We start from the raw sequence: 23,950 nt of genomic DNA on the forward strand, positions 1-23,950 counted from the left end.
GGTGGCGGCCGTGGTGAAGGCCTGCGCGGCGGCCGGCGTCCCCATGGTGCCGCAAGGCGGCAACACCGGCCTGGTCGGTGGCTCGACGCCTGACGGCTCCGGCCGCCAGGTGGTGCTGAGCCTGCAGCGCCTGAACGCCGTGCGCGCCCTCGACATGCCCAACCTGACCATGACGGTTGAGGCCGGCTGCATTTTGCAAACCCTGCAGGAAACCGCAGAACACGCCGGGCTGCTGTTCCCGCTGAGCCTGGCCGCGGAAGGCAGCTGCACCATAGGCGGCAACCTGGGCAGCAACGCCGGCGGCACGCAGGTCGTGCGTTACGGCAATGCACGCGATTTATGCCTGGGCCTGGAAGTGGTGACGGCGCGCGGCGAGGTCTGGGAAGGCCTGTCGGGCCTGCGCAAGGACAACACCGGCTACGACCTGCGCGACCTCTTCATCGGCAGCGAAGGCACGCTGGGCATCATCACCGCCGCCACCATGAAGCTTTACCCCATGCCCGCGGCGCAGCTGACCGCGTGGGCCGCCGTGCCGTCCATGGATGACGCGGTCACGCTGCTCGGGCTGGCGCACAGCAACCTGGGTGCGGGCCTGACGGGCTTTGAAGTCATGGGCCAGTTCGCGCTGGGCCTGGTCGCCAGACACTTCCCCAAACAGCGCGTGCCGCTGTACGAAGAAAGCGCCTTTTGCGTGCTGCTGGAAAACTCCGACCATGAGTCCGAAACCCACGCGCGCGAGCAGTTCGAGCGCCTGCTCGAGCTCGCCATGGAAGAAGGCTGCGTGACCGACGCCGTAGTGGCGGAGAACCTGCAGCAGGCGCACCAGCTCTGGCATGTGCGCGAAAGCATTCCGCTGGCACAGGCCGAGGAAGGCCTCAACATCAAGCACGACATCTCCGTGCCGGTCTCGCTGATTCCCGAATTCGTGCGCGTCACCGACAAGCTGCTGGCCAAAGCGATTCCGGGTGTGCGCCTCGTCAACTTCGGCCACCTCGGCGACGGCAACCTGCACTACAACGTGCAGGCACCCGCCGAGGGTGACGCGGCCGCCTTTTTGCGCGAGCAGGAAGACAAGGTCAACGCCCTGGTCTACGACTCGGTGCAGTCCTTCGGCGGTTCGATCTCGGCCGAGCACGGCGTCGGCAGCCTCAAGGTCGCCAAGCTGGAGCAGCACAAATCGCCGGTGGCCCTTAGCCTGATGCGCGCCATCAAGGGCGCACTGGATCCGGACAACCTGATGAACCCGGGGCGGGTGCTGCGGATGTAGCCTGGTCTTGCGGAACGGCACACCTGCACAGCGCAAACATTACCCATGTGTAGCCGTACGCATCCTGGCCGAACGAACCGGTCAGGCAGCGCCACCCAGCCACTTCTCAAGACAGATTCCGTCTGCCATTCCGCTGTACATCGCCGCCTTGATGACGCGCTCGTGGTAGCCATGTTCGTTGTAGAAGCTTCGGGCGGCATCATTGTCTTTTCTGGACTCCACGCGGATGCGCCTGGCACCGGCGGACCGTGCCGCAGCCTCCAGCCAGAGAAGTATTGCACTGCCAATACCGCTGCGCTGCCTGGTGCCGCGGACGGCAAGCAGCAACAGGTGTGCGTCATCCTCGGCGTAGAACATGATCCCGAACGCGGCGATGGCACCCTGCTCGCCGACAACAACAACGTTGGTGTTGGTGTCCCTGATCGTGCGGGTCACCCGATCAACGGTCCAGCGCCAGGGCAAGCCCTGTTCGATGTAGTCACGGGACATGTACGCGATGTCCGCCGCATCGGCGACAGTGGCCAGGCGAACAGCGACGTCAGCGATCATCTTGACTCCTGGCGCTGGCGGCAAGCTGCATGGAGTCAGGCCGTGCCCGGCCTGCAGCGGAAACGGGAATTGCAGGATCTCCTTCAGCCGTATTGAGCGCAACGGCTCTTTCTACCAGCCTGATCACCGTGTCCCGCTCCAGCGGCATTCCCTCAACGATGTGCAGTGTCGCCATTTCGTACTTGCCGCCGGGTTTCAGACGGGACTCGATGTCCCGAAGCCGCTGACCCCGCCAAAACCCAAAAAGTACGCGGCTCTCTTCGGCCCGTATGAGCAACACTGGTCCATCCGAGAAGTACACGAGGTGCCCCCACTTGACAGACTCTTCAAGTGGGGCCGCGCCGACAACGGCGGAGCGCAGCGCTTCAACATAGCGGCGCTGCCAGCCGCCAAGCGAGGCGATGTACGCATCGGGATTCTCTGCAGGCGTTGACTTCTTCATGGAAGGTTTCCGGTGAGCGTTTCCGTGTTGTGTGGCCTGACTTGAACATGAAACTCTCCCGCCATTGCCTGGCAAGCGGGTTCCGGGTAAATATACTGCGAGCGGCCCCAGGAGCCCGGCCAACCCGGGGCAGGTGCTGCGGGCATAATTAAAACCTTTATCGCGCCCTTGCCGCATTCCGCATCATTTTCCCCGGTTCAAGCTGACTGGTTTTCCCCATGACCCATCCCATCCGCTCCCAGTACGAAGACTTCATGCGCCATGTGGACAGCCACGGCGTGTTCAAGGCAGACCGCACCGGCACCGGTACCAAAAGCGTGTTCGGCTACCAGATGCGCTTTGACCTGAACGAAGGCTTCCCCTTGGTGACAACCAAGAAGGTTCACCTCAAGTCCATCGTGCACGAGTTGCTGTGGTTTCTGCAGGGTTCGAGCGACAACAACTGGCTCAAGGAACGCGGCGTGACCATCTGGGACGAGTGGGCGCGCGCGGACGGTGACCTTGGCCCCGTCTATGGCGTGCAGTGGCGCAGCTGGCCCACGCCCGATGGCGGCCACATCGACCAGATCGCCGACGTTATCAAGACCCTGAAGACCAATCCCGACTCGCGCCGCATCATCGTCAGCGCCTGGAACGTGGCCGACCTGTCGAAGATGGCGCTGATGCCCTGTCACGCGTTTTTCCAGTTTTATGTGGCACCCGCCACGGAGCCGGGTGGCAAGGGCAAGCTCAGTTGCCAGCTCTATCAGCGCAGCGCCGATATTTTCCTTGGTGTGCCGTTCAACATTGCCAGTTACGCGCTGCTGACGCACATGGTGGCCCAGCAATGCGACCTGGACGTCGGCGATTTCATCTGGACCGGTGGCGATTGCCACATTTACAGCAACCACGCCGAGCAGGTGGCGCTGCAGCTGAGCCGCACGCCCTTCCCTTATCCGACGTTGAAAATCCGGCGCAAGCCTGCATCGATCTTCGATTACGAGTTCGACGACTTCGAGTTTGTGGATTACCAGCACCATGCGGCGATCAAGGCGCCGGTAGCGGTATGAAGGCGCTTGGCGAGGGGCCCCGCGTAGTGGGGATCGACACGCCGCAGTGCCGCTGGGAGCCGACACCTGCGTCCTGTGAAAACTACCTGGTTCGGGAGGCGACGGCATAGCCATGCCTGTCCAGGGTGTCAGCCACATCACCTTCATCGTTCGAGACCTCGAACGCATGGCGGGCTTCCTGTGCGATGGGTTGGGGGCGACGGAGGTCTATGACAGCAGTGCCAGAAACTTTTCCCTTTCCCGCGAGAAGTTTTTTGTGCTGGGTGGAACCTGGCTGGCCGCCATGGAGGGGGATCCGCCGGTAGAACGCAGCTACCGGCATCTGGCCTTCAAAGTGGATGCGTCGGAACTGCCCGCCTTTGAAGCCCGGCTGCGCGCGATAGGTGCTGAAATCAAGGTGGCACGCGCGCGCATCCCGGGAGAAGGTCAATCGCTTTATTTTTACGATTTCGACAACCACCTGTTTGAACTGCACACAGGCACACTCGACGAACGGCTCAGGCACTACAGTTCATGACATCTCCCCGCATCAATCTCATCTATGCCCGCGCTGCCAACGGCGTGATCGGCAAGGGCGGCACCATGCCCTGGCACCTGCCGGAAGATCTCGCGCACTTCAAACAGCTTACCCACGGATTCCCGGTCATCATGGGCCGCAAGACCTGGGACTCGCTGCCACCCAAATTTCGCCCTTTGCCTGGCCGCGCCAATATCGTCATCACACGACAGTCGGACTGGCAGGCTGAGGGTGCACAGCGCGCCACCAGCCTTGAACAAGCCTTGCATTTGGCCGGGGCAGTGCCGGAGGTCTGGGTGATCGGCGGTGCGCAGATATACGCGCAAGCTGAACCTCTTGCCAGCCGCGCCGAGGTCACCGAAATTGCGCAGGACTTCTCAGGCGACGCCTTCGCCCCCATCCTCGGCCAACAATGGGTAGAGGCGTCAAGAAGTGATCACACGTCTTCCGGAGGCCTGAGTTTCAGCTTCATCACTTACAACAAACACAGCAAACGCGGAGAAATTTGATATGTCTGGAGCAGGATTTCATGTACACGGACCCCACGACCATGAGCTCGAGCACGCAGCACAAGGCGGGCACGACAACAACAGCGGCGGCATGATCGCGCAAATCGCCGTCATCACGGCCATCATCGCCACCGTCGGTGCCATTTTTTCCTACATGGGCGGCGCCACCCAGGCCAATGCGGGCCTGTACAAAAACAACGCAGCCATCAAGAAAACCGAAGCAGCGAACCAGTGGAACTACTTCCAGTCCAAAAGCACCAAGCAGTCACTGGCCGAATTCGCCCGCGATCTGGCGCCAGACGATAAAAAAGCCGGTTACCAGGTCAGGATTGACCGTTACGAAAAAGAAAAAGGCGAAATCACGGCAGCCGCCCAGAAACTGGAGGCCGAGGCCACCACTTGGGACAAGTCGTCCGAAGAGCAAATGCACCAGCATCATCGCTGGGCACAGGCTACGACTGTACTGCAGGTGTCTATCGCCCTGGCCGCCATTGCCCTGCTGACGCGCAAGAAATGGCTGGAGTACGGCATGTTCGCCCTGGCCGGCGTGGGCCTGCTAATTGGCGCACTGGCGGCACTGCACATTTAATAGCAACCCAATCCCTTTTCATACGGGCAAAGGGCCGGAGCACCAAGATCATGAAAATCGCCACCTGGAATGTCAACTCGCTGGCCGTGCGCCTGCCACAGGTGCTGGACTGGCTGGCCGCCAACCCGGTGGATGTGTTGTGCCTGCAGGAACTCAAGCTCAGCGATGACAAGTTTCCCTTGCAGGCGCTGGCCGACGCGGGCTACCCGCATTGCGCGGTGTTCGGCCAGAAGACCTACAACGGTGTAGCCCTGCTGAGCCGCCTGCCCTTGCGCAATGTCGTCAAGAACATTGCGGGCTTCAGCGACGAACAGTCGCGCGTCATAGCTGCCACGCTGGACACCCCCCAGGGCGAGCTGCGCCTTGTCAACGGTTATTTTGTCAACGGCCAGGCGCCGGGAACCGACAAATTCGACTACAAGATGCGCTGGCTGGATGGTTTGCGCAACTGCCTGCGGGAAGACCTGACCGTCCACCCGAAGCTGGTGCTGGTCGGTGATTTCAACATCACGCTGGACGACCGGGACACCTGGGATGCCGAAGGCCTGCGCGAGACCATCCATCACACCACGGAAGAACGCGAGCACCTGAAGGCGCTGCTGGGGCTGGGGCTGCACGACGCGTTCCGCCAGTTCGAGCAGCCTGAAAAAAGCTACTCCTGGTGGGACTACCGCGAGTTTGCCTTCCGCCGCAACCGCGGCCTGCGCATTGACTACATCCTGGTCAGCGATGCGCTCAAGCCAGCTCTCCAGAGCTGTGTGATTGACAAGCTGCCGCGCAAGAACGAGCGGCCCAGCGACCACGCGCCGGTCGTGGCGCAGCTTGATTCGCTATAAATAATGTAGCTGCTCACGCCCGGCAGTCAAGGGCTGAAGGCCAATTTCATCTACAAGCGGCGCAGCACCTGGCCGGGAAACTCTGCCGACTCGGCAATGTTTCCTTTGGCATGGCGCTGGCTGTTGCAAACCTCATGGCTGATGGCCAGGTTCTCCGCATGGCTGTTGCCGCCCTCACTCAGGGGCAGGATGTGCTCCAGCGTAGCGGCGGCCGGTAGCACATGTTCGCCACAGACCCAGCACGGCACCTGGCCGTGCAGCTGGCGCGCCACGGTTTTGTAGATCTTGTCGCGGGTCAGGGATAAACGGCTCATGTCCGGACTTTAAATCAGCAGGAGTTGCGCTTGGGCACTCTCCAGACCAGCCAGGGCCGCGGGTCCGGCTTTGCCGGCCCGCAGGCGCAGCGCCCCCTCGGGGGCAGCGACTACACGCAGTGAGGAGCGTGGGGGCCTTTATTCCAGGTGCAGCTCCTGGATCTTGCGTGTGATGGTGTTGCGCCCAATGCCGAGCTTCTGCGCGGCTTCGATGCGGCGGCCCCGTGTGTTGAGCAAGGCTGTCTGGATCAGCTTGGATTCGAAGCGCCGCGTCAGTACATCCCACACGTCGCTGCGCCCGGTCGCCAGCAGGGCCATGGCTTCGGCTTCCAGCCCGCTTTCCCAGGTGCTGCCATTGAGCGGCAGGCCAGCCGCTTCTGCGGGCATGGCATGCAGGGAATCCGTGGCCAGCACCTTGGGCAGCTCTGCGGGCAGGGGTTGGGGCCGCAAGGGCGCGACGCCGCCTTCCACCAGCACGGGCACCCGGCCCGGCTCGGGTACGAACCCCAGTACCTCGGGCGGCAAATCCTTGGGCTCGATGACCAGGGCCGGCGCCATCACGGTCAGCCAGTGGCAGATGTTCTCGAGCTGGCGCACATTGCCGGGAAAGCTGAAGGTGCTGAGCTGCTGCAGCGCTGCGTCGGAGATGCGCTTGGGCTCCACACCCAGCTGCTTGGCGCTTTGCTGCAGGAAGTGACGCGTAAGCATGAACACATCTTCGCGGCGCTCGCGCAGCGCGGGCAGGCGCAGGCGGATCACGTTGAGGCGGTGGAACAGGTCCTCGCGGAAACCGCCTTCCTTGACGCGCTGCTCCAGGTCCTGGTGCGTCGCGGCAATCACGCGCACATTGGTCTTGACGGCGTTGTGGCCGCCGACGCGGTAGAAGTTGCCATCGCTCAGCACGCGCAGCAGACGCGTCTGCAGGTCGAAAGGCATGTCGCCGATCTCGTCAAGGAACAAGGTGCCGCCGTCGGCCTGCTCGAAGCGCCCGCGGCGCATGGTCTGCGCGCCGGTGAAGGCACCGCGTTCATGGCCGAACAGTTCGGACTCGAGCAGGTCTTTCGGGATGGCGGCCGTGTTGATGGCCACAAAAGGCCCGTTGGCGCGCGGTGAATGTTTGTGCAGAGCACGCGCCACCAGTTCCTTGCCGGAGCCAGACTCGCCGGTGATCATCACCGTCACCATGCTCTGGCTCAGGCGGCCGATGGCGCGGAACACGTCCTGCATGGCCGGCGCCTGGCCCAGCATCTCGGGCGTGTCCGCCATGCGCTCTTCGGCCACTTCCTCGCGTTGGCTTTCCTCAACGGCGCGGCGTATCAGTTCAACCGCCTTGGGCAGGTCAAAAGGTTTTGGCAGGTATTCGAAGGCGCCGCCCTGGAAGGCCGACACAGCGCTGTCCAGGTCGGAAAAAGCCGTCATGATGATGACCGGCAGGCCCGGGAGTTTGACCTTCACTTTCTCAAGCAGGTCCAGGCCCGAGCCACCGGGCATGCGGATGTCGCTGACCAGCACTTGCGGGCCGTCTTCCTCGGTGGCGTTGTCGAGCGCACTGAGGACTTCACGCGGGTTGGTGAAACTGCGGGTAGGCAGGCCTTCGCGCAGCAAGGCTTTTTCCAGCACAAACCGGATGGACTGGTCATCATCAACAATCCAGATCGGTTTCATGTATGCGGTCCCTTCGGTACTACCGGTTATCTGTCAAATGAAAAACGACAGATTTCAAGGCAGAGGTATCAGCAACTTGAAATCCGTGCGGCCGGGGACGCTGTCGCACTCAATCAAGCCGTGGTGTTGCTGAACAAAGGTTTGTGCCAATGTCAGCCCCAGTCCGGAACCGCCTTCGCGCCCCGAGATCAGGGGATAGAAGATACGGTCCTTGATGGAGTCCGGAACGCCCGGTCCATTGTCGATAACATGCAATTCCAATGCCAAGCGATAACGCTGCTTGCCAAAAGTTACCTGTCGGGCGATTCTGGTCTTGAAAGTGATCTGCCCGTCACCCGCCGCGATCCGCTCGGCAAGTGCCTGCGCAGCGTTGTGCGCGATGTTGAGCACGGCCTGGATCAGCTGCTCGCGGTCGCCACGGAAGTCGGGAATCGAAATGTCGTAGTCGCGCAGCACGCGCAGGCCCCGCGGAAACTCCGCCAGGATCAGCGACCGCACACGTTCACAAACTTCGTGGATGTTGACGTCGCCCACCAGGTGCGGCCGACGGTGCGGCGCCAGCAGGCGGTCCACCAGCGACTGCAGGCGATCGGCCTCGTGGATGATGACCTGGGTGTACTCGGTCAGTTCCTTGGACTCGATCTCCATCTGCAGCAATTGCGCCGCGCCGCGGATGCCACCCAGCGGGTTCTTGATCTCGTGCGCGAGGTTGCGAATCAGCTCCTTGTTGGCCTGGGCCTGGTCGATCAGGCGCTCTTCGCGGTCCTGCTTGGCCTGCTGCTCCAGCGGCAACAGTTCCACAATCGCCTCGCCCGGCGTGTCAGTCTGCGCCACCACCACATGCACGGGCAGGGGTTCACGGTTCAGCGGCTTGAGCCAGGCGTCGTAACGCAGCGCCGCGAACTCGTTGCTGCCCGCGCCTTCCAGCGCGTTGTGCAGGATGGCCGGCTCGGTAAAACAGTCGGGAAGCTGGGAACCTTCGATGGTACGGCGCGAGGTGCCCAGCGCGTCTTCCAGCGCCGCGTTGGCAAACACGACCACGCCATTGGTGCGCACCACGGCCACCAGCGTGGCCAACAGGTCAAAGGATTGGAAGCGAAGGGATGCCGGAACGAGAGCGGCAGCGAAGAGATTGGGCTTTTTCAAGCCACCTATTTTGACGCAGATCAGCCGCGCTTGGCTTACTGCTGGGCGGTGTTTGCAGGCAAACGGGCAATTTCGCGCTTCAGGCCAGCGATGTCGCTTTCGTGGCGGGCGATGCTTTCCTTTATCTCAGCGACGCGGTCTAGGTAACGCTGGTAATTGCGTCCTTCAATGCCCTGCTTTTCCGGCTGGCCGTTGTTGTATTCCTTTTGCTGCTCAGCGAGCCTGACTTCGGCCTTCCTGAGTTCAGCTTCCAAAATGGCCCGTGTGTCGCTGTCGCGGGCACGTTGCGCTTCATTGCTGGCGCCCGGCGATGCCTGGGCGGCTGTGGCAACACGCACCGGCGACCGGCTCACAGGTGTCAGGCCCTGGACCACGGTGACGTTGCCGCCCTCGATCTGCTTGCAGCCGCGCGCCTGCGCATCCTTGGCGTTGTTGATGTATTCGGGCGTCTTGCCTTCTTTGCCGGCACAACGGTAGATGCGCTCCTGCGCAAAAGCGGCGGAGACGCTGCTGGCCAAAAGAACGGCTGAGATTGAAAGAAGTACTGTAGGTTTCATGCGTAACCCCAAGCGCCTGTTAGGGCATGGACGGTCTGCCAGTATCTCGCAAAGGTGTCAAAAAGCAAAATCTGCCACTGGATAACCATACTAGCCAATAAAAAAGGACGGCTTGCGCCGTCCTTTTTTGACCACAGACTGTAAGAATTTACAGTGAGTAATACATGTCGAACTCGATCGGGTGCGTGGCTTGGCGCAGACGCGTGACCTCACCCATTTTCAGCTCGATGTAGGCGTCGATCATGCTGTCGGTGAACACACCACCCTTGGTCAGGAAGCTGCGGCCCACGTCGAGGCAATCCAGCGCCTGGTCCAGGCTGTGGCACACGGTTGGCACTTTCGCATCTTCCTCAGGCGGCAGATGGTAGAGGTCCTTGGTGGCGGCTTCGCCGGGATGAATCTTGTTTTCCACGCCATCGAGACCAGCCATCATCAGGGCCGAGAAGCCGAGGTAAGGGTTCATCAGTGGATCGGGGAAACGCGCTTCGATGCGGCGGCCCTTGGGGTTGGCGACGTAAGGAATACGGATCGATGCCGAGCGGTTTTTCGCCGAGTAAGCCAGCTTGACCGGCGCTTCGTAACCAGGGACCAGGCGCTTGTAGCTGTTGGTGCCGGGGTTGGTGATGGCGTTCAGGGCACGGGCGTGCTTGATGATGCCGCCGATGTAGTACAGGGCGAAATCAGACAACCCGGCGTAGCCGTCGCCGGCAAACAGGTTCTTGCCGTCTTTCCAGATCGACTGGTGCACGTGCATGCCGGAGCCGTTGTCGCCAACGATGGGCTTGGGCATGAAGGTGGCGGTTTTGCCGTAGGCATTGGCCACGTTCTGCACCACGTACTTGAGCATCTGCGTCCAGTCGGCGCGCTGCACCAGCGTGCTGAACTTGGTGCCGATCTCGTTCTGGCCGGCGCCAGCCACTTCGTGGTGGAACACTTCGACCGGAATGCCCAGCGATTCGAGAATCAGGGACATCTCGGCGCGCATGTCCTGCGTGCTGTCAACAGGAGGAACCGGGAAGTAGCCGCCCTTGACGGTCGGACGGTGGCCGCGGTTGCCGCCTTCGAGCTTTTTGCCCGAGTTCCAGGGGGCCTCGTACTCTTCGATCTTGAAGAAAGTACCGGACATGTCGGTATTCCAGCGCACGTCGTCGAAGATGAAGAATTCAGGCTCCGGACCGAAATACGCGGTGTCGCCCAGGCCGGACGATTTGAGGTAGGCCTCGGCGCGCTGCGCGATCGAGCGCGGGTCGCGGTCATAGGCCTTGCCGTCGCTGGGCTCCAGCACATCGCAGCTCATGAAGATGGTGGTTTCTTCGTAGAAGGGGTCGATGTTGGCCGTCTTCGGGTCAGGCATGAGCAGCATGTCGGACGCTTCGATGCCTTTCCAGCCTGCCACGGAAGAACCGTCGAATGCGTGGCCCGCGGTGAATTTGTCTTCGTCAAAGTGGGACACCGGCACGGTCACGTGCTGTTCTTTGCCCCGGGTGTCGGTAAAACGGAAGTCAACAAACTTGACTTCGTTTTCCTTGACCATTTTCATGACGTCTGCGACGGTCTTTGCCATCAGAATCTCCTGTTGCTGGATGGTGGTTAAAAAATTGTTTCAGCATGGCTGGATGCACTTTTTGTGCCAAACGGCCCGTTGGGGTATTTGCCGGTGTTTTGCAGCCAAGCCTTGGATTGTGCCGCTATCCGGGCCCGGATTTCGCGCTGGCGGGCCCGTAAAACCTGAAAAGAAGTCAGAAAATCAAAGCACCATTCAGGTGCATCAGTGAATGCACGATATTGGTGCAATTTATCATCGCACTAATTCGGGGCCAAGCTTGGCATTAAAAGTGTGCAGCCCTGCAAGCAGTGCCGGGTAGGCTGCGTTGACCGCCTCAGGCGTGCCTTTGACACCCAGTTCGATGTGCCGGCCGTAATCCGGATGATCCACGCTGGGCAGGCTGAAGACCTTGACGCCACTGTGGCGGGCTTCGATATCCAGCATCAGCGGTGTCAGCGCAGCTTCCATGGAGCCCATCACGATCACCGATTTTTCGCTGTAGGCCAATTTTTGGTGCAGCCCGACATAGTGCGTATCCAGCACCCATTCGATCATGGGCCAGGCCATGACGGGAAACCCCGGCAGGAAGTGCAGACCCCCGCGCTCCCCCACTGCATGTGGGTCGCTGCCCCCCGGGGGGGCCACTGCGCCTGCGGCCGGGCGGAGCCCGTTCCGCGGCCCCTGCTTGGTTTCAGAGTCCTCTTGCCCGACCGTCCTGGGCCCGACGAAATAGCTGAAACCGGGGATCTTGTTGTACGGGTTGGGGATGATCTCCGCACCCACCGGGAACACTCCCATGTTCAGCCGGTGAATGTTGTCGTGCCGGTCGGGCTCGTAAGGCACGCCCTGCTCCCTGGCAATGTCCTGCATGCGTTCCCGGATCAGACGCTCCGCCTCCGGATGCAGCATGAGGTCGGCACCCAGCGCTTTGGCTGCGCACTGGCGGGTGTGGTCGTCCGGCGTGGCACCTATGCCGCCGCAGGAAAACACCACATCGCCCGACGCGCGTGCAGCGGCAAAGGCGCGCGCCAGTGTGGCGGTGATGCGCTCCGGATCGTCGCCCACATAGTCGGCATAACCGAGCTGCAGGCCGCGCGCCGCCAGCAGCTCGATCACCTTGGGCAGGTGTTTGTCAGCACGTTTTCCGGAAAGGATTTCGTCGCCGATGATGATGATGCCGAAATGGGGGGTCATGGGGGAAATCTCGCGGTCATGGCAGGGAGTCGGGTTGGCCGCCCGGCATGCCCAGGCGCGGCGCAGGCCCGCCCGAAACTTCAGGCGGCAGTTGATCTGCTATTGTTTCAATAGCATCCTGCGCCAGGGGATCGGGCACCAGGACATTGTTCTGCTTGCGTAGCTGCTCCAGTGCAGCCAGGCAGAAATGGGCAAACCAGAGCGATGAAAAGGCAAACACCAGGGTGTAGATCCAGATGGCCACGGGCACGAGGATGGGCGCCATGGCCACAAACATCGCCCCCGAGGCCCAGATCAGGCTGGGTGCAGCGCCCAGGTAGCCGCTGAGCACACCGATGCCGAGCAGGCTGGCGCGGTGGCGGCGGAAAATTTCACGCCGTTCTTCAGCACTGGCATGGTCCACCAGCGCGTCATACGACATCACGCGGTAGGTCAGCCAGCCCCAGATCAGCGGCGGCAGGATCAATATCAGCGGCGGGATCAGCCAGAGCGGAATCGACACCACCAGTGCAATCGCGGCCAGCAGGGTCGAGCTGAGCGACCAGAACAGGCTGGCCAGCAGGGAACCGCCCTTTTTGCGCTCCATCAACGGAAAGCGGCGCTCGGCCACCAGCGCCACCATGGCAGGCGTCATCAGCAAGGCCACAAACAGCAGCGAAACAATCACGATCACCGGAATGGCCAGGAACAGCAGCAGGGCGGGCGCCAGCACCACCCGCAGGTTGCCCCACCCCAGACCTTCGAGCCAGCGCGCCATGGTGTTGAGCAGCTCGTAGCTCTCAAGACCGGAACGCACTGCCGCGAGCGCGTCCTCCCAGAAGAAATAGCCGAGTCCGAGCGACAGGACCACCATAATGGCCAGCGGCAGCACCGACAGGGCAATCACCCGCGGATGCAGGCAGTACATCACTGCGCGCCAGAAGGAGTCCAGGAGTTTGCTCATAGGTTCGAGTTTACTGGCCCCCAACGCTTTTCACTGCGTGTAATTCGCTGCCCCGCGGGGGCGCTGCGCCTGCGGCCCTGCTTGAATGGAGAGGTGGATACCCGGGTGTTTCAGGCCTTGCCGACCAGCCGCTTCAGCCCCAGCCACTGCTGCGACCAGAAGCCGCGGCCGTAATCGCGCGACTGCTCGACCTGGTCGCGCACACCCGTCGGGTCGTAACGCTGTTCGAAATTGGCCGTGCCAAAAAGAACGTCCCACCAGGGCAACAACACCCCGAAGTTGTGGCCGCGGGCCGTGTTGGCTCCGGCTGGCTCATGGCCGACGCCAATGCTGTGATGCAAGCGGTGAAAACGCGGGCTGACCCACAGGCGCTCGCCTACCCGCCCGAACCACAGCCGCAGGTTGGCATGCTGGATACTTTCGCTGAGCTGTGTCAGCGCCACGATGGCAACGAACTGGCCGGGCCCTATACCAATCAACTGGGCGGCGAGGACAAGCAGGCTGTCCACCAGGATGTCGTCGAGCAGGTGGTTGCGGTTGTCGCTCCACATCGTCATCTGGCGCTGCGCATGGTGCAGCGAATGCAGTCGCCACCAGTACCCCCACTGGTGCTGGCCACGGTGAATCCAGTAACCCAGGAAGTCAAATACCACCAGGTAGATCAGGAAACTGGTCGCGGCGCCGTCGGTCACACCGGGCCAGAGCTGGTCCAGGTGGAAAGTGCCATAACCGGCGGTGCGCAGTACACCGAAGCATTCGTCAAACAGTGGATCCAGCGTGAAGAACAGCGCAATACGGAACACGCCGAGCCGGTGAATCAGGGTGTAAAGCATGTCGGTGCGCACGGTGGCACGGTCCAGCACCGGTTCCACCGGCCGCCAGCGCTGCAGCGGCCCGACCACAGCCAGCAGAAGGATGATCTGGATGACACCGACCAGAAACCAGGCGGTGGCCTCATACCCGTCTTCCAGCAGGTTGCCCATGCCCAGGGCAAACAGGGCCGGCTGCACAACAGCCTCGAACAGCACCTGCTGTACCAGCGAAAACCCGTTGCCGGCGGAAGCGATCAACCCGTCCATGAACACTATTTTGCGGGGACGCCGGCGACAGGCTGCGCGGCGTCAATCCAGGCCTTGTACCGCGGGTGCTCGCGCAGCGTTTCAAAACAGAATCCGCGCGCCTTCAGCCCGACGATCAGGGGCTCCAGCACCGCTGGCGCCCAGGGGTCCTGGCGCGACCAGATGCCCAGGTGGGCGAGCAGGATGTCGCCGGACTGGATCTCCTTGAGTGCCTTGTTGAGGAGAACATCGTTCGGGTAACGGTCGCTGGGCAGTTCATCCCCCAGAAATCCGGCGGGCGACCAGCCGACATGCTCATACCCACAGGCCTTGGCAACCGCCAGAAGCCTCGGAGACGTCTTTCCCCCCGGTGCCCGGAACAGCGGCAAGGGCTTCTTGCCGGTGAAGTCCTGCAGCCGCTCTGCCGCGAAGGCGATTTGCTGGCAGTATTTTTTTGCGTCCCAGGTGAACTCGCGGTTCGCCAGGGCACCGGCCGACGGGCGTATGCGAAAACGCGGCTCGATACCGCGGAGGTCGCCGCGCCAGTAAACGTGGTCATAGGTGTGCGAAGCAAACTCGTGGCCTTCGGCTGCGCGGGCCTTCCACCAGGACGCCCAGTCGCTGCCCAGGCTGCCGTTGCCGGTCTTGGTGCGCTCATTGGCCGCAAAAAAAGTCACCTTCACCTGCTGCCTGTTCAATACCTCGGCGATCAGCGGCGCGACTTCCATGTGGCCGGTATCCAGCGTCAGGTAAACCGGCTTTCCGGGTTTACCTTGGGCATCCAAACAGCCTTCAGCCCATACCGGTTGTGCGCTAGCAGCTAGCAAAACAATAGCAAAAAGCAGCCGCAACGGGCCTCTTCCAGTCAAGCAGGGGCCGCGGAACCGGCTTTGCCGGGCCGCAGGCGCAGCGGCCCCCCCGGGGGGCAGGGAGCTACACGCAGTGAGCGACCGTGGGGGCCCTACCCATCGGGGCTCAATGTCTAGCGGCGTGATCCAGTATCCAGACACCATGGGGACTCTTTCCAACGTTGACCTGGCGCACCACCTTGCGGGCTGCCATGTCGATCACAGTGAGTTTGCGCGCCCAGCGCGAGGTGACATAGATGAGTTTTCCGTCGCGCGAGACATCCATGCAGTCAGGCCCGCCGGGCGCCGGGTAATTATCGACCACGGCAAACGTCTGCAGGTCGATCTTGCTGATGCTGTTGGCGACCCGGTTGCTGACCAGCACATGGCGGCCATCGCCCAGCGCGCGAAAGGCATGCGCACCGGCGCCGGTCTTGATGACACGGGCGCGTTGAGGCTGCTTGCCGCTGACGTCGTACACCTCGACCGAGTCACTGCCGGTCAGTCCAACGAGCAGAAACCGGTCATCGGCGGTGCCGAAGATATCGGCTGGAGTCAGGCCGGTCGGTGTGCGCCATTTGAGGGTCTGGGTTGCCAGGTCAATGGCCACCAGTTCGTCGCTGTCCTGCATGGAGGCATACACCGTGGTGCTTTTGCCGTCTATCCACAAATGGCTGGGCGTTTTGCCGGTGGGCACGCGCTTGACCAGTGTGAGGTCCATGCCGTCCCACCGGTAGATGTCGATGTGATTCAGGCGGTTGGCCGCGGTGACAAACCACTTCATGTCCGGCGAGAAGCGCAAGTGGTAGGGATCGATGATGCCGCGGAGGACGCGCTGGACCTCGGCGGTTTGGGGGTCGATGAACGTCAGCGTGTCGGACAGCGCATTGGCCACAATCACCGACTTTTCATCGGGTGTCAGGTAGAGGTGGTGCGGCTGCTTGCCGGTGGGAATACGCCGGGTTTCGGTCCAGTCAATGGGGTTGATGACGCTGACGCTGTCGCTGAGTGAATTGAGGACAAACAGGGGCGCGGATTGCGTCTGGGCCAATGCAACGGTGCCGCCCAGGAAAAAGCAAAAAGCGCAGACAAGCAAACGAAGGGGGAAATTCACAAAAGCGGGCTTTCTGCGGTCAACCGGCGAGTTTACCGGCTGGTCGCCTATCAACGCGCCAGGGCTGCGGGCCGCTTACACCCCTTACGATAGCCGGATGAATTTTGTAGAAATAAGCGGAGTCCGCCTCGAAATCCAGGCGATTGGAGGGCCGGCGGACCGGGCGCCCATCGTCTTCCTGCATGAAGGCCTGGGCTCGGTCAGCCTGTGGACGCAACGCGGCCGCAGCTGGCCCGAAGCGGTTTGCCAGGCCACCGGCCGCGCCGGACTGGTCTATTCGCGCCGCGGTTACGGCCAGTCGGATGCTGTGCCCGACGTGCGCAGCACCGGACGCCTGGCACCGGACTACATGCACAGGGAGGCCTGGGAAGTGTTGCCGGCCCTGCTGGCAGCCCGGGGCATCGAAAAGCCGGTCCTGCTGGGCCACTCCGACGGCGCCAGCATCGCCCTGCTCCACGCCAGCCGGCACCCGGTGACCGCTTCCATCGTGATGGCGCCGCATCTGATGGTCGAAGGCATGGCGATGCAGGCGATTGCCGAAGCCACCGTGGCCTTCGAGTCGGGAGACCTGCGCCAGCGTCTGGCCCGCCACCATGCCGACGTGGACAGCGCCTTCTGGCAATGGAACGATGTCTGGCTTTCGCCGGCTTTCCGCAGTTTTGACATCCGGCCCGACTGCCGCAGGATCAGCACGCCGCTGCTGGCCATCCAGGGCATGAATGATGAATACGGCACCATGGCCCAGCTTGACGAACTGGCGCTGGCGGCACCGCACACCCGGCAGCTCAGGCTGGCTGGTTGCGGCCACTCCCCGCAACGCGACCAGCCGGACAGGACACTGGAAGCGGTGGCTGATTTCCTGCGGCCACTGGCCTGATTTCGAGTGCTATTTATTCAATAGCTATCGGCGCCCTGTGAATAAGGGTAAATGGCACTTTTCATCCTTGAAATCAGCGAAAGATTCAAGCTGAAATACGGGCCAGATCCTGCGCCGTCAGCCAGCGCCACTGTCCGGGTTTCATGTCGGCCGGCAGCTCCAGCGAGCCGATGCGCGCGCGGTGCAGGCCGCCGACGTCTTCCACCCGGTTGCCCACCGCAGCAATCATGCGTTTGACCTGGTGGTACTTGCCCTCGGTCAGGGTGAGGCTCAGCTGGTGTTCGCCGGTTTTCTCGCAGGCCGCCGCGCGCACCGGTTTCGGATCATCGTCCAGCACCACGCCGGCCAGCAACTTGTTCACCTGCTTGTCATCTACCGGATGTTTGGCTGTCACTTCATACACCTTGGGCACATGGTGTTTGGGCGAACTCATGCGGTGGATGAACTTGCCGTCGTCCGACAGCAGCAGCAGCCCGGTCGTGTCCTGGTCGAGCCGGCCGACCGCCTGCACGCCAGCAGCGGCCCCGCCGCCGCGCTGGCGGATGGGCGCCGGCAGCAGGGTGTAAATGCTCGGGTAGGTGCTGGGTTTTTGCGAACATTCGTAGCCGGCCGGCTTGTGCAGCATCAGGTAGGCCTTCTCGTGGTATTCCCAGGTCACGCCCTGGACCGTGAACTGCAAACCTCCTGCTACAAATTCCATAGCTGGTTCCGCACACGGGACGTCGGCTACAGCCACAAAACCCTGTTGCACCAGGCCGGCACAGACGCGCCGCGTACCAAACCCCTGGGAAAAAAGAATCTCTTGCAATTGCATGGTGGCCATGGGTCGACTCTCATTGGGCTGGAAGATTCTCCAAACCGGCACCGCTTTGAACGAAAGAAAGCCCAACCGGTAACGGCTGGGCTTTCAGGTGGATGGTGGAGCTGGGGGGATTTGAACCCCCGTCCGCAAGCCTTGTTCGGGCAGATCTACATGTTTAGCGGTCTGATTTGAGTCTCGCCACCTGTGTCGCGCAGTCGCACGCTACACAGGACGCCAGCACCCTATTTTCTCGCCCCGGGTTAAGGTACCCAGCCCGGAGCCAGCCGATGAAATTATCTTTACAGCCGGGAGCATTTAACTTGCGCTAAACACCCCTTGCCCAGCCCATCGGCCTGCTGTTGTAAAGCTCACTGGCAATTAAGCAGCGAGTGCGAAACGTTCGTCGTTTGCAGTTAGTTTGTTTGAATCAGTTTTACGAGCACACTCAGCTCGACATGCACCACACCGCGTCCGAACCCACGTCGAAACCAATGCAGCCCCAAGCGGACTAGTTTAAGCCATTCGCAGCAAATTCAAGAGTGCCCCTGGTGAAACAATGGTGGCGTCGGCCTTCCAGCCTTGCGTGTCGGCCATAGCGCCAAGATAGCCGTAAGCGGCAGCCACGGTCGGCATGCCTGCGGCGCGCCCCGCGACAATGTCACGTTCGTCATCCCCGACGTAAATACACCGCCCAGGACTAAGCCCGAGCTGCCGGGCAGCCTCCAGCAACGGGGCCGGATGCGGCTTGGAATGTGGCGTCGTGTCACCGCTCACAATCGTTCGGGCCGTGCTGAACAATGGCATCTCGCGCGTCAGCGGCAGGGTGAAACGCTCCGACTTGTTGGTGACCACACCCCATTTGAGCCCGGCGCTGTCGATTTGCGCAATCAGCTCGGCCACACCTTCAAAGGCATAGGTCCGCGCGGTCATGCAAGCCTCGTAATTCGCGAAAAACTCGTCTTTCAAGGCGCCATAGTCGGCATGGTCTGGCGCAAGGCCAAAAGCCACACCAATCATGCCGCGCGCACCGGCACCGGCCATGGGCCGGTAATCCGCGAGCGGTAGCGACACCAGTCCGCGATCAGTGCGCATCTTGTCGGCTGCGGCGCCGAGATCAGGGGCGCTGTCGATCAACGTGCCATCCAGGTCAAACAGCACCGCCTCAATGTCATTGAACATTGGCCAAATGCCTCAGGGTTTCTGAGTGGCCAGCATGTAGTTGACGCTGGTGTCGGCACTGAGCCAGTAACGGCGGGTCAAGGGGTTGTATTCCATCCCCCTCGTCTGCTGCAGATCGAGCCCGGCACTCCGGTAAAAAGCGGCCAGTTCACTGGGTTTGATGAATTTGGCGTATTCATGGGTTCCGCGGGGCAGCAGGTTCAACATGTATTCCGCACCGACGATGGCAAACAGGAAAGCCTTGGCATTGCGGTTGATCGTCGAGAAAAACACCTGGCCGCCCGGCTTGACCAGCGTCGCACAAGCGCGCACGACAGACGACGGGTCCGGCACATGTTCCAGCATTTCCATGCAGGTGACCACGTCAAAACTGTCGGGCTGCTCGGCGGCCAGGGCTTCTGCGCTGATTTCCCGGTATTCGACGCCTTGAGTATTGGCCTCCAGCGCATGAAGCTGGGCGACCTTGAGCGCCTTGCTCGCCAGGTCAATGCCCAGGACCTGCGCACCCTGGCGGGCCATGGCGTCGGCCAGAATGCCGCCGCCGCAACCGATATCGAGGATCCGTTTGCCTTTGAGCGGCACCAGCCCCTCAATCCAGCCCAGCCGAAGGGGATTGATCTGGTGCAAGGGGCGAAACTCACTCTCGGTATCCCACCAGCGGTGGGCCAGATCGGAAAATTTGGCCAGCTCGGCGGGGTCTGCGTTTTCAGTGGTGTACATATTTCTGATTATCGCCCGCGCATAAAAAAACCGCGCCGTAGCGCGGTTTTTTAAGCGATCCTTGAAAGATTACTTGTTGGCGCGGGTACCAACCACTTCGATTTCCACGCGACGGTTTTTCGCGCGGCCTTCGCTGGTCTTGTTGTCAGCAACTGGCTGTTTCTCGCCCTTGCCTTCAGTGTAGACACGGTTTTTCTCGATGCCCTTGGACACCAGATAAGCCTTCACAGCCTCAGAGCGGCGAACCGACAACTTCTGGTTGTAGGTGTCGCTACCGACTGCATCGGTGTGACCGACAGCAATGATGACTTCGAGGTTGATGCCTTTGATCTTGCCGACCAGATCGTCGAGCTTGGCTTTGCCTTCAGGCTTGAGCACAGACTTGTCGAAATCGAAGAAAGCATCAGCTGCGTAGGTAACCTTGGTTGCTGCGGGAGGAGCTACCGGTGCAGGAGCAGGACGAGCGGCTGGTGCTGCGGCAGCAGGAGCTGAGGCAGGAGCTGCTGCAGGAACAATAGCGCCATCGCAGCCAGGAGCAGCAGTCGCCGGAGTCCAGTTGGCATCACGCCAGCAGTATTCGTTGGTACCGTTTTTCCAGACCAACTCATTGGTGCCGTTTTTCCAGTTGTCGATTGTTTGTGCACCAGCGGCGGTTGCAAGCGCTGCGGAAGCAAACAACATTGCCACTTTGTTGAGTTTCTTCATGGTTCTCCTCTAGAGAAAAGCCGCAGACTCGCTGCGATTGGATACACGCCGTGAGTGACCATCACTCAAAGCGTTACAGTTATTGTGCCATAGCTCATTGAGCGTTCAAGCCGTGTATCGGCTTCGTCCGACACAGAAACGAGAATCTTTGTTTTTTGTTGCGGACTTGCCACACCCCTGTCAAGCCCCTTGCAGGCCTTAAAATCAGCGGGCTTATCTACATGCGCGTCGCAAAATCCCATCCAGGCCTCTCATGACCCAGTTTGCCAAAGAAACCCTGCCCATCAGTCTTGAAGAGGAAATGCGGCGCAGTTACCTCGATTACGCGATGAGCGTGATCGTCGGGCGCGCTTTGCCCGATGCCCGCGATGGCCTCAAACCGGTTCACAGGCGGGTTCTGTTCGCGATGCACGAATTGAACAACGACTGGAACCGGCCTTACAAAAAATCGGCACGTATTGTCGGTGATGTGATAGGTAAATATCACCCGCATGGTGACCAGTCCGTGTATGACGCCATCGTCCGGATGGCTCAGGATTTTTCCCTGCGCCACATGTTGGTCGATGGCCAGGGCAACTTCGGATCGGTGGACGGCGACAACCCGGCAGCCATGCGGTACACCGAAATCCGCCTGTCGAAGATTGCCCAGGAAATGCTGGCGGACATCGACAAGGAAACCGTTGACTTTGGCCCCAATTACGACGGCAGTGAAAAAGAACCACTCGTCCTGCCTTCACGCATTCCCAACCTGCTGATCAACGGCTCCGGCGGTATCGCGGTGGGCATGGCCACCAACATCCCGCCGCACAACCTCAATGAAGTCGTTGACGCCTGCCTGCATCTGCTGAAGAACCCCCAGGCCAGCATCGACGAGCTGATGGAAATCATCCCGGCGCCCGACTTCCCCACTGCCGGCATCATCTACGGCATCAACGGGGTCAAGGATGGCTATCGCACCGGCCGCGGCAAGGTGGTCATGCGCGCGCGCTGCCATTTCGAGGACATCGACAAGGGCCAGCGCCAGTCCATCATCGTTGACGAGCTGCCCTACCAGGTCAACAAGAAGACCCTGCAGGAACGCATGGCCGAACTGGTCCACGAAAAGAAGATCGAAGGCATCAGCCACATCCAGGACGAAAGTGACAAGTCGGGCATGCGCCTGGTCATCGAGCTCAAACGCGGTGAAGTGCCGGAAGTTGTCCTGAACAACCTGTACAAGCAGACGCAGTTGCAGGACACCTTTGGCATCAACATGGTGGCGCTGGTTAACGGTCAGCCCAAGCTGTGCAACCTGAAGGATCTGATCCAGGTCTTCCTGTCGCATCGCCGCGAAGTGGTGACACGCCGTACCGTGTTCACCCTGCGCAAGGCGCGCGAGCGCGGACATGTGCTGGAAGGCCTGGCTGTTGCACTGGCCAATATCGACGACTTCATTGCCATCATCCGCAATGCGCCGACACCGCCGGTTGCCAAAGCCGAGCTCATGCTCAGGCCCTGGGACAGCAGCCTGGTTCGCGAAATGCTCACACGCACGCGCGCCGATGGTGGCGTGGTCAATGCCGACGACTACCGCCCGGACGGGCTGGAGAAGGAGTTCGGCATGGGCAACGATGGCCTGTATCGGCTGTCCGAAACCCAGGCCCAGGAAATCCTGCAGATGCGACTGCAGCGCCTGACCGGGCTGGAGCAGGACAAGATCGTCGCCGAGTACAAGGAAGTCATGGCGGAAATCGATGATTTGCTGGACATCCTGGCACGCCCCGAACGCGTCTCGACCATCATCGGCGAGGAGCTGACGGTCATCCGCCAGGAGTTCGGCCAGACCAAGCTGGGTCTGCGCCGAAGCCAGGTTGAGCACAGCTCGTTCGATCTGAGCACCGAAGATCTGATCACCCCGACCGACATGGTGGTCACTCTCTCGCACACCGGCTACATCAAGAGCCAGCCCCTGTCGGAGTACAGGGCGCAAAAACGCGGCGGCCGCGGCAAGCTCGCCACGGCCACCAAGGAAGACGACTGGGTCGACCAGCTCTTCATTGCCAACACACACGACTACATCCTGTGTTTTTCCAACCGCGGTCGCCTCTATTGGCTCAAGGTATGGGAAGTACCTGCGGGCTCACGGGGGTCGCGCGGCCGCCCGATCGTCAACATGTTCCCCTTGCAGGAAGGTGAAAAAATCACCGTGGTCCTGCCGCTGACCGGTGAAAAACGCAGCTTCCCGGCCGATCAGTATGTGTTCATGGCCACCAGCATGGGGACGGTCAAAAAGACGCCCCTCGAAGACTTCAGCAACCCGCGCAAGGCCGGCATCATCGCTGTTGACCTCGATGACGGCGACTACCTGATAGGCGCAGCGCTGACCGACGGCAAGCACGACGTGATGCTGTTCTCGGACGGCGGCAAGGCGGTGCGTTTCGACGAAAACGACGTGCGTCCCATGGGCCGCAATGCCCGCGGCGTGCGCGGCATGATGCTCGACGACGGCCAGGGCGTGATCGCCATGCTGGTCGCGGAGGACGAGGAGCAGAGCGTCCTGACCGCCACCCAGAACGGCTACGGCAAGCGCACCTCCATCCAGGAATACACCCGCCACGGCCGCGGCACCAAAGGCATGATTGCCATCCAGCAGAGCGAGCGCAACGGCAAGGTCGTCGCCGCAACGCTGGTTCACACCGACGACGAAATCATGCTGATCACCGACAAGGGTGTACTGGTTCGCACCCGGGTCAGCGAGATCCGCGAGATGGGCCGGGCCACCCAGGGCGTCACGCTGATCGGGCTGGACGAAGGCTCCCAGCTCAGCGGCCTGCAGCGCATCGTCGAAAACGACGCCACGCTGGACGACAATGACAGCGAACCCGATACTGACTCAGGCAAACCTGCCTCCAACCCGGAAACCCATCAATGAAAAAGATACTGACGGCAGTGGTCATGGCCGCCTGTGCCCTGACAGCTACCAGCCATGCACAAACTGCCGACCCGAAGCTCGAATGGGCCACCCGGTTGGTGGCCTTGCAGCAAGGCCCCGACCTGGACAGCCTTGTCGAGCAACTCGCCGGCAGCGCGACCCAGGACCTGATCAGCGGCTGGGAATCCCGGCTCGCATCCTCCGTTCCCAAGGCCAAGCAAGCCAAGGCGACGGAAGACCTCAACGCCGAACTCGCCAAATTTGCAGCTGACGCCAACAAAATCATCGCAGGCAAGGTAGCCCAGGCCAGCAAGGATGCCCTGGTACCTGCGTACATGGAGCGCTTCACCCTGGACGAACTCAAGCAGCTCACGGCATTCTTCGAATCCCCTGCCGTCAAGAAATACAAGGCAACGACGCCTGAGCTGGTCAATGTGTTTGTCAAAAAACTGGTGGAAACCTCGAAGACTGACATCCAGGCCCGTGCCAAACAATTCAACGAAACGGCCGAAAAAATTGTCGGCCCGGCACCGGCCGCCAAACCTGCGAAAAAATGACGCTTTTTTTTGTGCGCCGACCTGTGAGTGCGCGGCAGCGAGGCCGCCTGCGCGCC

Annotated in this window: 25 protein-coding genes and 1 other RNA gene; 9 read left to right on the forward strand and 17 right to left on the reverse strand. The window is 61.4% G+C overall.

What is annotated here, in order from left to right; genetic code table 11:
* On the forward strand, positions 1–1,267 hold a 1,267-nt coding region (locus WA904_RS18220; RefSeq protein WP_425198541.1), incomplete at its 5' end, for an FAD-binding oxidoreductase.
* A gap of 81 nt (positions 1,268–1,348) precedes the next feature.
* On the opposite strand, the gene WA904_RS18225 is transcribed toward WA904_RS18220, so the two are convergent.
* Together WA904_RS18225 and WA904_RS18230 are read right to left on the reverse strand one after the other, a co-directional pair.
* Positions 1,349–1,816 (reverse strand): GNAT family N-acetyltransferase, encoded by a 468-nt coding sequence (locus WA904_RS18225; protein ID WP_425198542.1) that lies wholly within the window; start codon positions 1,814–1,816, stop codon positions 1,349–1,351.
* The gene (locus tag WA904_RS18230) at positions 1,806–2,258 is read right to left on the reverse strand and encodes a DUF1801 domain-containing protein (RefSeq protein WP_425198543.1); all 453 of its coding nucleotides are present in this window, start codon (positions 2,256–2,258) and stop codon (positions 1,806–1,808) included. The genes WA904_RS18225 and WA904_RS18230 overlap by 11 nt, the downstream gene beginning before the upstream one ends.
* Before the next feature lie 218 nt (positions 2,259–2,476).
* Here WA904_RS18230 and WA904_RS18235 point away from each other — a divergent pair, with 218 nt between their 5' ends.
* The 5 genes from WA904_RS18235 to xth all read left to right on the forward strand — a co-directional run bounded on the left by WA904_RS18235 (position 2,477) and on the right by xth (position 5,758).
* Positions 2,477–3,307 (forward strand): thymidylate synthase, encoded by an 831-nt coding sequence (locus WA904_RS18235; RefSeq protein ID WP_425198544.1) that lies wholly within the window; start codon positions 2,477–2,479, stop codon positions 3,305–3,307.
* Between the two features lie 112 nt (positions 3,308–3,419).
* Positions 3,420–3,824, forward strand: a complete 405-nt coding sequence (fosX, locus tag WA904_RS18240) for a FosX/FosE/FosI family fosfomycin resistance hydrolase (protein WP_425198545.1) — start codon at positions 3,420–3,422, stop codon at positions 3,822–3,824.
* Complete coding sequence (locus tag WA904_RS18245) at positions 3,821–4,333, forward strand: dihydrofolate reductase (RefSeq protein ID WP_425198546.1); 513 nt, start codon at positions 3,821–3,823, stop codon at positions 4,331–4,333. Before fosX ends, WA904_RS18245 begins: the two co-directional genes overlap by 4 nt.
* A 1-nt stretch (position 4,334) precedes the next feature.
* The gene (locus tag WA904_RS18250; RefSeq protein WP_425198547.1) at positions 4,335–4,922 is read left to right on the forward strand and encodes a DUF4337 domain-containing protein; all 588 of its coding nucleotides are present in this window, start codon (positions 4,335–4,337) and stop codon (positions 4,920–4,922) included.
* A gap of 50 nt (positions 4,923–4,972) precedes the next feature.
* Entirely contained in the window at positions 4,973–5,758 is a 786-nt protein-coding gene (gene xth, locus WA904_RS18255) for an exodeoxyribonuclease III (protein WP_425198548.1), read from the forward strand.
* Between the two features lie 50 nt (positions 5,759–5,808).
* On the opposite strand, the gene WA904_RS18260 is transcribed toward xth, so the two are convergent.
* From WA904_RS18260 to WA904_RS18305, 10 genes are all read right to left on the reverse strand, one after another.
* The gene (locus tag WA904_RS18260; RefSeq protein ID WP_425198549.1) at positions 5,809–6,072 is read right to left on the reverse strand and encodes an HNH endonuclease; all 264 of its coding nucleotides are present in this window, start codon (positions 6,070–6,072) and stop codon (positions 5,809–5,811) included.
* A 138-nt stretch (positions 6,073–6,210) separates the two neighbouring features.
* Positions 6,211–7,737, reverse strand: a complete 1,527-nt coding sequence (ntrC, locus tag WA904_RS18265) for a nitrogen regulation protein NR(I) (protein WP_425198550.1) — start codon at positions 7,735–7,737, stop codon at positions 6,211–6,213.
* A 54-nt stretch (positions 7,738–7,791) separates the two neighbouring features.
* Complete coding sequence (glnL, locus tag WA904_RS18270) at positions 7,792–8,892, reverse strand: nitrogen regulation protein NR(II) (protein ID WP_425198615.1); 1,101 nt, start codon at positions 8,890–8,892, stop codon at positions 7,792–7,794.
* Positions 8,893–8,918: 26 nt separating this feature from the next.
* Positions 8,919–9,440, reverse strand: a complete 522-nt coding sequence (locus WA904_RS18275; protein WP_425198551.1) for a hypothetical protein — start codon at positions 9,438–9,440, stop codon at positions 8,919–8,921.
* A gap of 148 nt (positions 9,441–9,588) precedes the next feature.
* A complete protein-coding gene (gene glnA, locus WA904_RS18280; protein WP_425198552.1) occupies positions 9,589–11,004 on the reverse strand; it encodes a type I glutamate--ammonia ligase in 1,416 nt (471 codons plus the stop codon).
* A 234-nt stretch (positions 11,005–11,238) separates the two neighbouring features.
* Entirely contained in the window at positions 11,239–12,180 is a 942-nt protein-coding gene (locus WA904_RS18285; protein ID WP_425198553.1) for a competence/damage-inducible protein A, read from the reverse strand.
* Positions 12,181–12,196: 16 nt separating this feature from the next.
* Positions 12,197–13,123, reverse strand: a complete 927-nt coding sequence (locus WA904_RS18290) for an EI24 domain-containing protein (RefSeq protein ID WP_425198554.1) — start codon at positions 13,121–13,123, stop codon at positions 12,197–12,199.
* Positions 13,124–13,233: 110 nt separating this feature from the next.
* Positions 13,234–14,202, reverse strand: a complete 969-nt coding sequence (locus WA904_RS18295; RefSeq protein WP_425198555.1) for a sterol desaturase family protein — start codon at positions 14,200–14,202, stop codon at positions 13,234–13,236.
* Between the two features lie 5 nt (positions 14,203–14,207).
* Complete coding sequence (locus tag WA904_RS18300; RefSeq protein WP_425198556.1) at positions 14,208–15,032, reverse strand: polysaccharide deacetylase family protein; 825 nt, start codon at positions 15,030–15,032, stop codon at positions 14,208–14,210.
* Between the two features lie 124 nt (positions 15,033–15,156).
* Positions 15,157–16,143, reverse strand: a complete 987-nt coding sequence (locus tag WA904_RS18305; RefSeq protein ID WP_425198557.1) for a beta-propeller fold lactonase family protein — start codon at positions 16,141–16,143, stop codon at positions 15,157–15,159.
* Positions 16,144–16,240: 97 nt separating this feature from the next.
* Between WA904_RS18305 and WA904_RS18310 the strand changes: the two genes are divergently transcribed.
* Positions 16,241–17,020 carry an alpha/beta fold hydrolase gene (locus WA904_RS18310; protein ID WP_425198558.1) on the forward strand — a complete coding sequence of 260 codons (780 nt, stop codon included), beginning with the start codon at positions 16,241–16,243 and terminating at the stop codon, positions 17,018–17,020.
* Positions 17,021–17,105: 85 nt separating this feature from the next.
* On the opposite strand, the gene WA904_RS18315 is transcribed toward WA904_RS18310, so the two are convergent.
* The 5 genes from WA904_RS18315 to ompA form a co-directional block, all read right to left on the reverse strand.
* Positions 17,106–17,834: a pseudouridine synthase gene (locus WA904_RS18315; RefSeq protein ID WP_425198616.1), complete on the reverse strand. Its 729-nt coding sequence runs from the start codon at positions 17,832–17,834 to the stop codon at positions 17,106–17,108.
* A 102-nt stretch (positions 17,835–17,936) separates the two neighbouring features.
* Positions 17,937–18,323: a transfer-messenger RNA gene (gene ssrA, locus WA904_RS18320) on the reverse strand.
* Between the two features lie 12 nt (positions 18,324–18,335).
* Positions 18,336–19,001: an HAD-IA family hydrolase gene (locus WA904_RS18325; RefSeq protein WP_425198559.1), complete on the reverse strand. Its 666-nt coding sequence runs from the start codon at positions 18,999–19,001 to the stop codon at positions 18,336–18,338.
* A 12-nt stretch (positions 19,002–19,013) separates the two neighbouring features.
* On the reverse strand, positions 19,014–19,721 hold the full coding sequence (gene ubiG / locus WA904_RS18330) for a bifunctional 2-polyprenyl-6-hydroxyphenol methylase/3-demethylubiquinol 3-O-methyltransferase UbiG (protein WP_425198560.1): 708 nt from the start codon (positions 19,719–19,721) through the stop codon (positions 19,014–19,016).
* A 69-nt stretch (positions 19,722–19,790) separates the two neighbouring features.
* Complete coding sequence (gene ompA / locus WA904_RS18335; protein WP_425198561.1) at positions 19,791–20,426, reverse strand: outer membrane protein OmpA; 636 nt, start codon at positions 20,424–20,426, stop codon at positions 19,791–19,793.
* Between the two features lie 253 nt (positions 20,427–20,679).
* Here ompA and gyrA point away from each other — a divergent pair, with 253 nt between their 5' ends.
* Positions 20,680–23,337: a DNA gyrase subunit A gene (gene gyrA, locus WA904_RS18340; protein WP_425198562.1), complete on the forward strand. Its 2,658-nt coding sequence runs from the start codon at positions 20,680–20,682 to the stop codon at positions 23,335–23,337.
* Positions 23,334–23,894: a DUF2059 domain-containing protein gene (locus WA904_RS18345; protein WP_425198563.1), complete on the forward strand. Its 561-nt coding sequence runs from the start codon at positions 23,334–23,336 to the stop codon at positions 23,892–23,894. The genes gyrA and WA904_RS18345 overlap by 4 nt, the downstream gene beginning before the upstream one ends.
* The last annotated feature ends 56 nt before the right edge of the window (positions 23,895–23,950 follow it).

The organism is Polaromonas sp. (genome assembly GCF_049790275.1).
Classification (GTDB): domain Bacteria; phylum Pseudomonadota; class Gammaproteobacteria; order Burkholderiales; family Burkholderiaceae_C; genus Polaromonas.

Bases quoted from the DNA above. Each gene is read 5' to 3' on its own strand.
- WA904_RS18225 (WP_425198542.1), bottom strand. From the start codon at position 1,816: ATGATCGCTGACGTCGCTGTTCGCCTGGCCACTGTCGCCGATGCGGCG.
- WA904_RS18230 (WP_425198543.1), bottom strand. From the start codon at position 2,258: ATGAAGAAGTCAACGCCTGCAGAGAATCCCGATGCGTACATCGCCTCG.
- WA904_RS18235 (WP_425198544.1), top strand. From the start codon at position 2,477: ATGACCCATCCCATCCGCTCCCAGTACGAAGACTTCATGCGCCATGTG.
- fosX (WP_425198545.1), top strand. From the start codon at position 3,420: ATGCCTGTCCAGGGTGTCAGCCACATCACCTTCATCGTTCGAGACCTC.
- WA904_RS18245 (WP_425198546.1), top strand. From the start codon at position 3,821: ATGACATCTCCCCGCATCAATCTCATCTATGCCCGCGCTGCCAACGGC.
- WA904_RS18250 (WP_425198547.1), top strand. From the start codon at position 4,335: ATGTCTGGAGCAGGATTTCATGTACACGGACCCCACGACCATGAGCTC.
- xth (WP_425198548.1), top strand. From the start codon at position 4,973: ATGAAAATCGCCACCTGGAATGTCAACTCGCTGGCCGTGCGCCTGCCA.
- WA904_RS18260 (WP_425198549.1), bottom strand. From the start codon at position 6,072: ATGAGCCGTTTATCCCTGACCCGCGACAAGATCTACAAAACCGTGGCG.
- ntrC (WP_425198550.1), bottom strand. From the start codon at position 7,737: ATGAAACCGATCTGGATTGTTGATGATGACCAGTCCATCCGGTTTGTG.
- WA904_RS18275 (WP_425198551.1), bottom strand. From the start codon at position 9,440: ATGAAACCTACAGTACTTCTTTCAATCTCAGCCGTTCTTTTGGCCAGC.
- glnA (WP_425198552.1), bottom strand. From the start codon at position 11,004: ATGGCAAAGACCGTCGCAGACGTCATGAAAATGGTCAAGGAAAACGAA.
- WA904_RS18285 (WP_425198553.1), bottom strand. From the start codon at position 12,180: ATGACCCCCCATTTCGGCATCATCATCATCGGCGACGAAATCCTTTCC.
- WA904_RS18290 (WP_425198554.1), bottom strand. From the start codon at position 13,123: ATGAGCAAACTCCTGGACTCCTTCTGGCGCGCAGTGATGTACTGCCTG.
- WA904_RS18295 (WP_425198555.1), bottom strand. From the start codon at position 14,202: ATGGACGGGTTGATCGCTTCCGCCGGCAACGGGTTTTCGCTGGTACAG.
- WA904_RS18310 (WP_425198558.1), top strand. From the start codon at position 16,241: ATGAATTTTGTAGAAATAAGCGGAGTCCGCCTCGAAATCCAGGCGATT.
- WA904_RS18315 (WP_425198616.1), bottom strand. From the start codon at position 17,834: ATGCAATTGCAAGAGATTCTTTTTTCCCAGGGGTTTGGTACGCGGCGC.
- WA904_RS18325 (WP_425198559.1), bottom strand. From the start codon at position 19,001: ATGTTCAATGACATTGAGGCGGTGCTGTTTGACCTGGATGGCACGTTG.
- ubiG (WP_425198560.1), bottom strand. From the start codon at position 19,721: ATGTACACCACTGAAAACGCAGACCCCGCCGAGCTGGCCAAATTTTCC.
- ompA (WP_425198561.1), bottom strand. From the start codon at position 20,426: ATGAAGAAACTCAACAAAGTGGCAATGTTGTTTGCTTCCGCAGCGCTT.
- gyrA (WP_425198562.1), top strand. From the start codon at position 20,680: ATGACCCAGTTTGCCAAAGAAACCCTGCCCATCAGTCTTGAAGAGGAA.
- WA904_RS18345 (WP_425198563.1), top strand. From the start codon at position 23,334: ATGAAAAAGATACTGACGGCAGTGGTCATGGCCGCCTGTGCCCTGACA.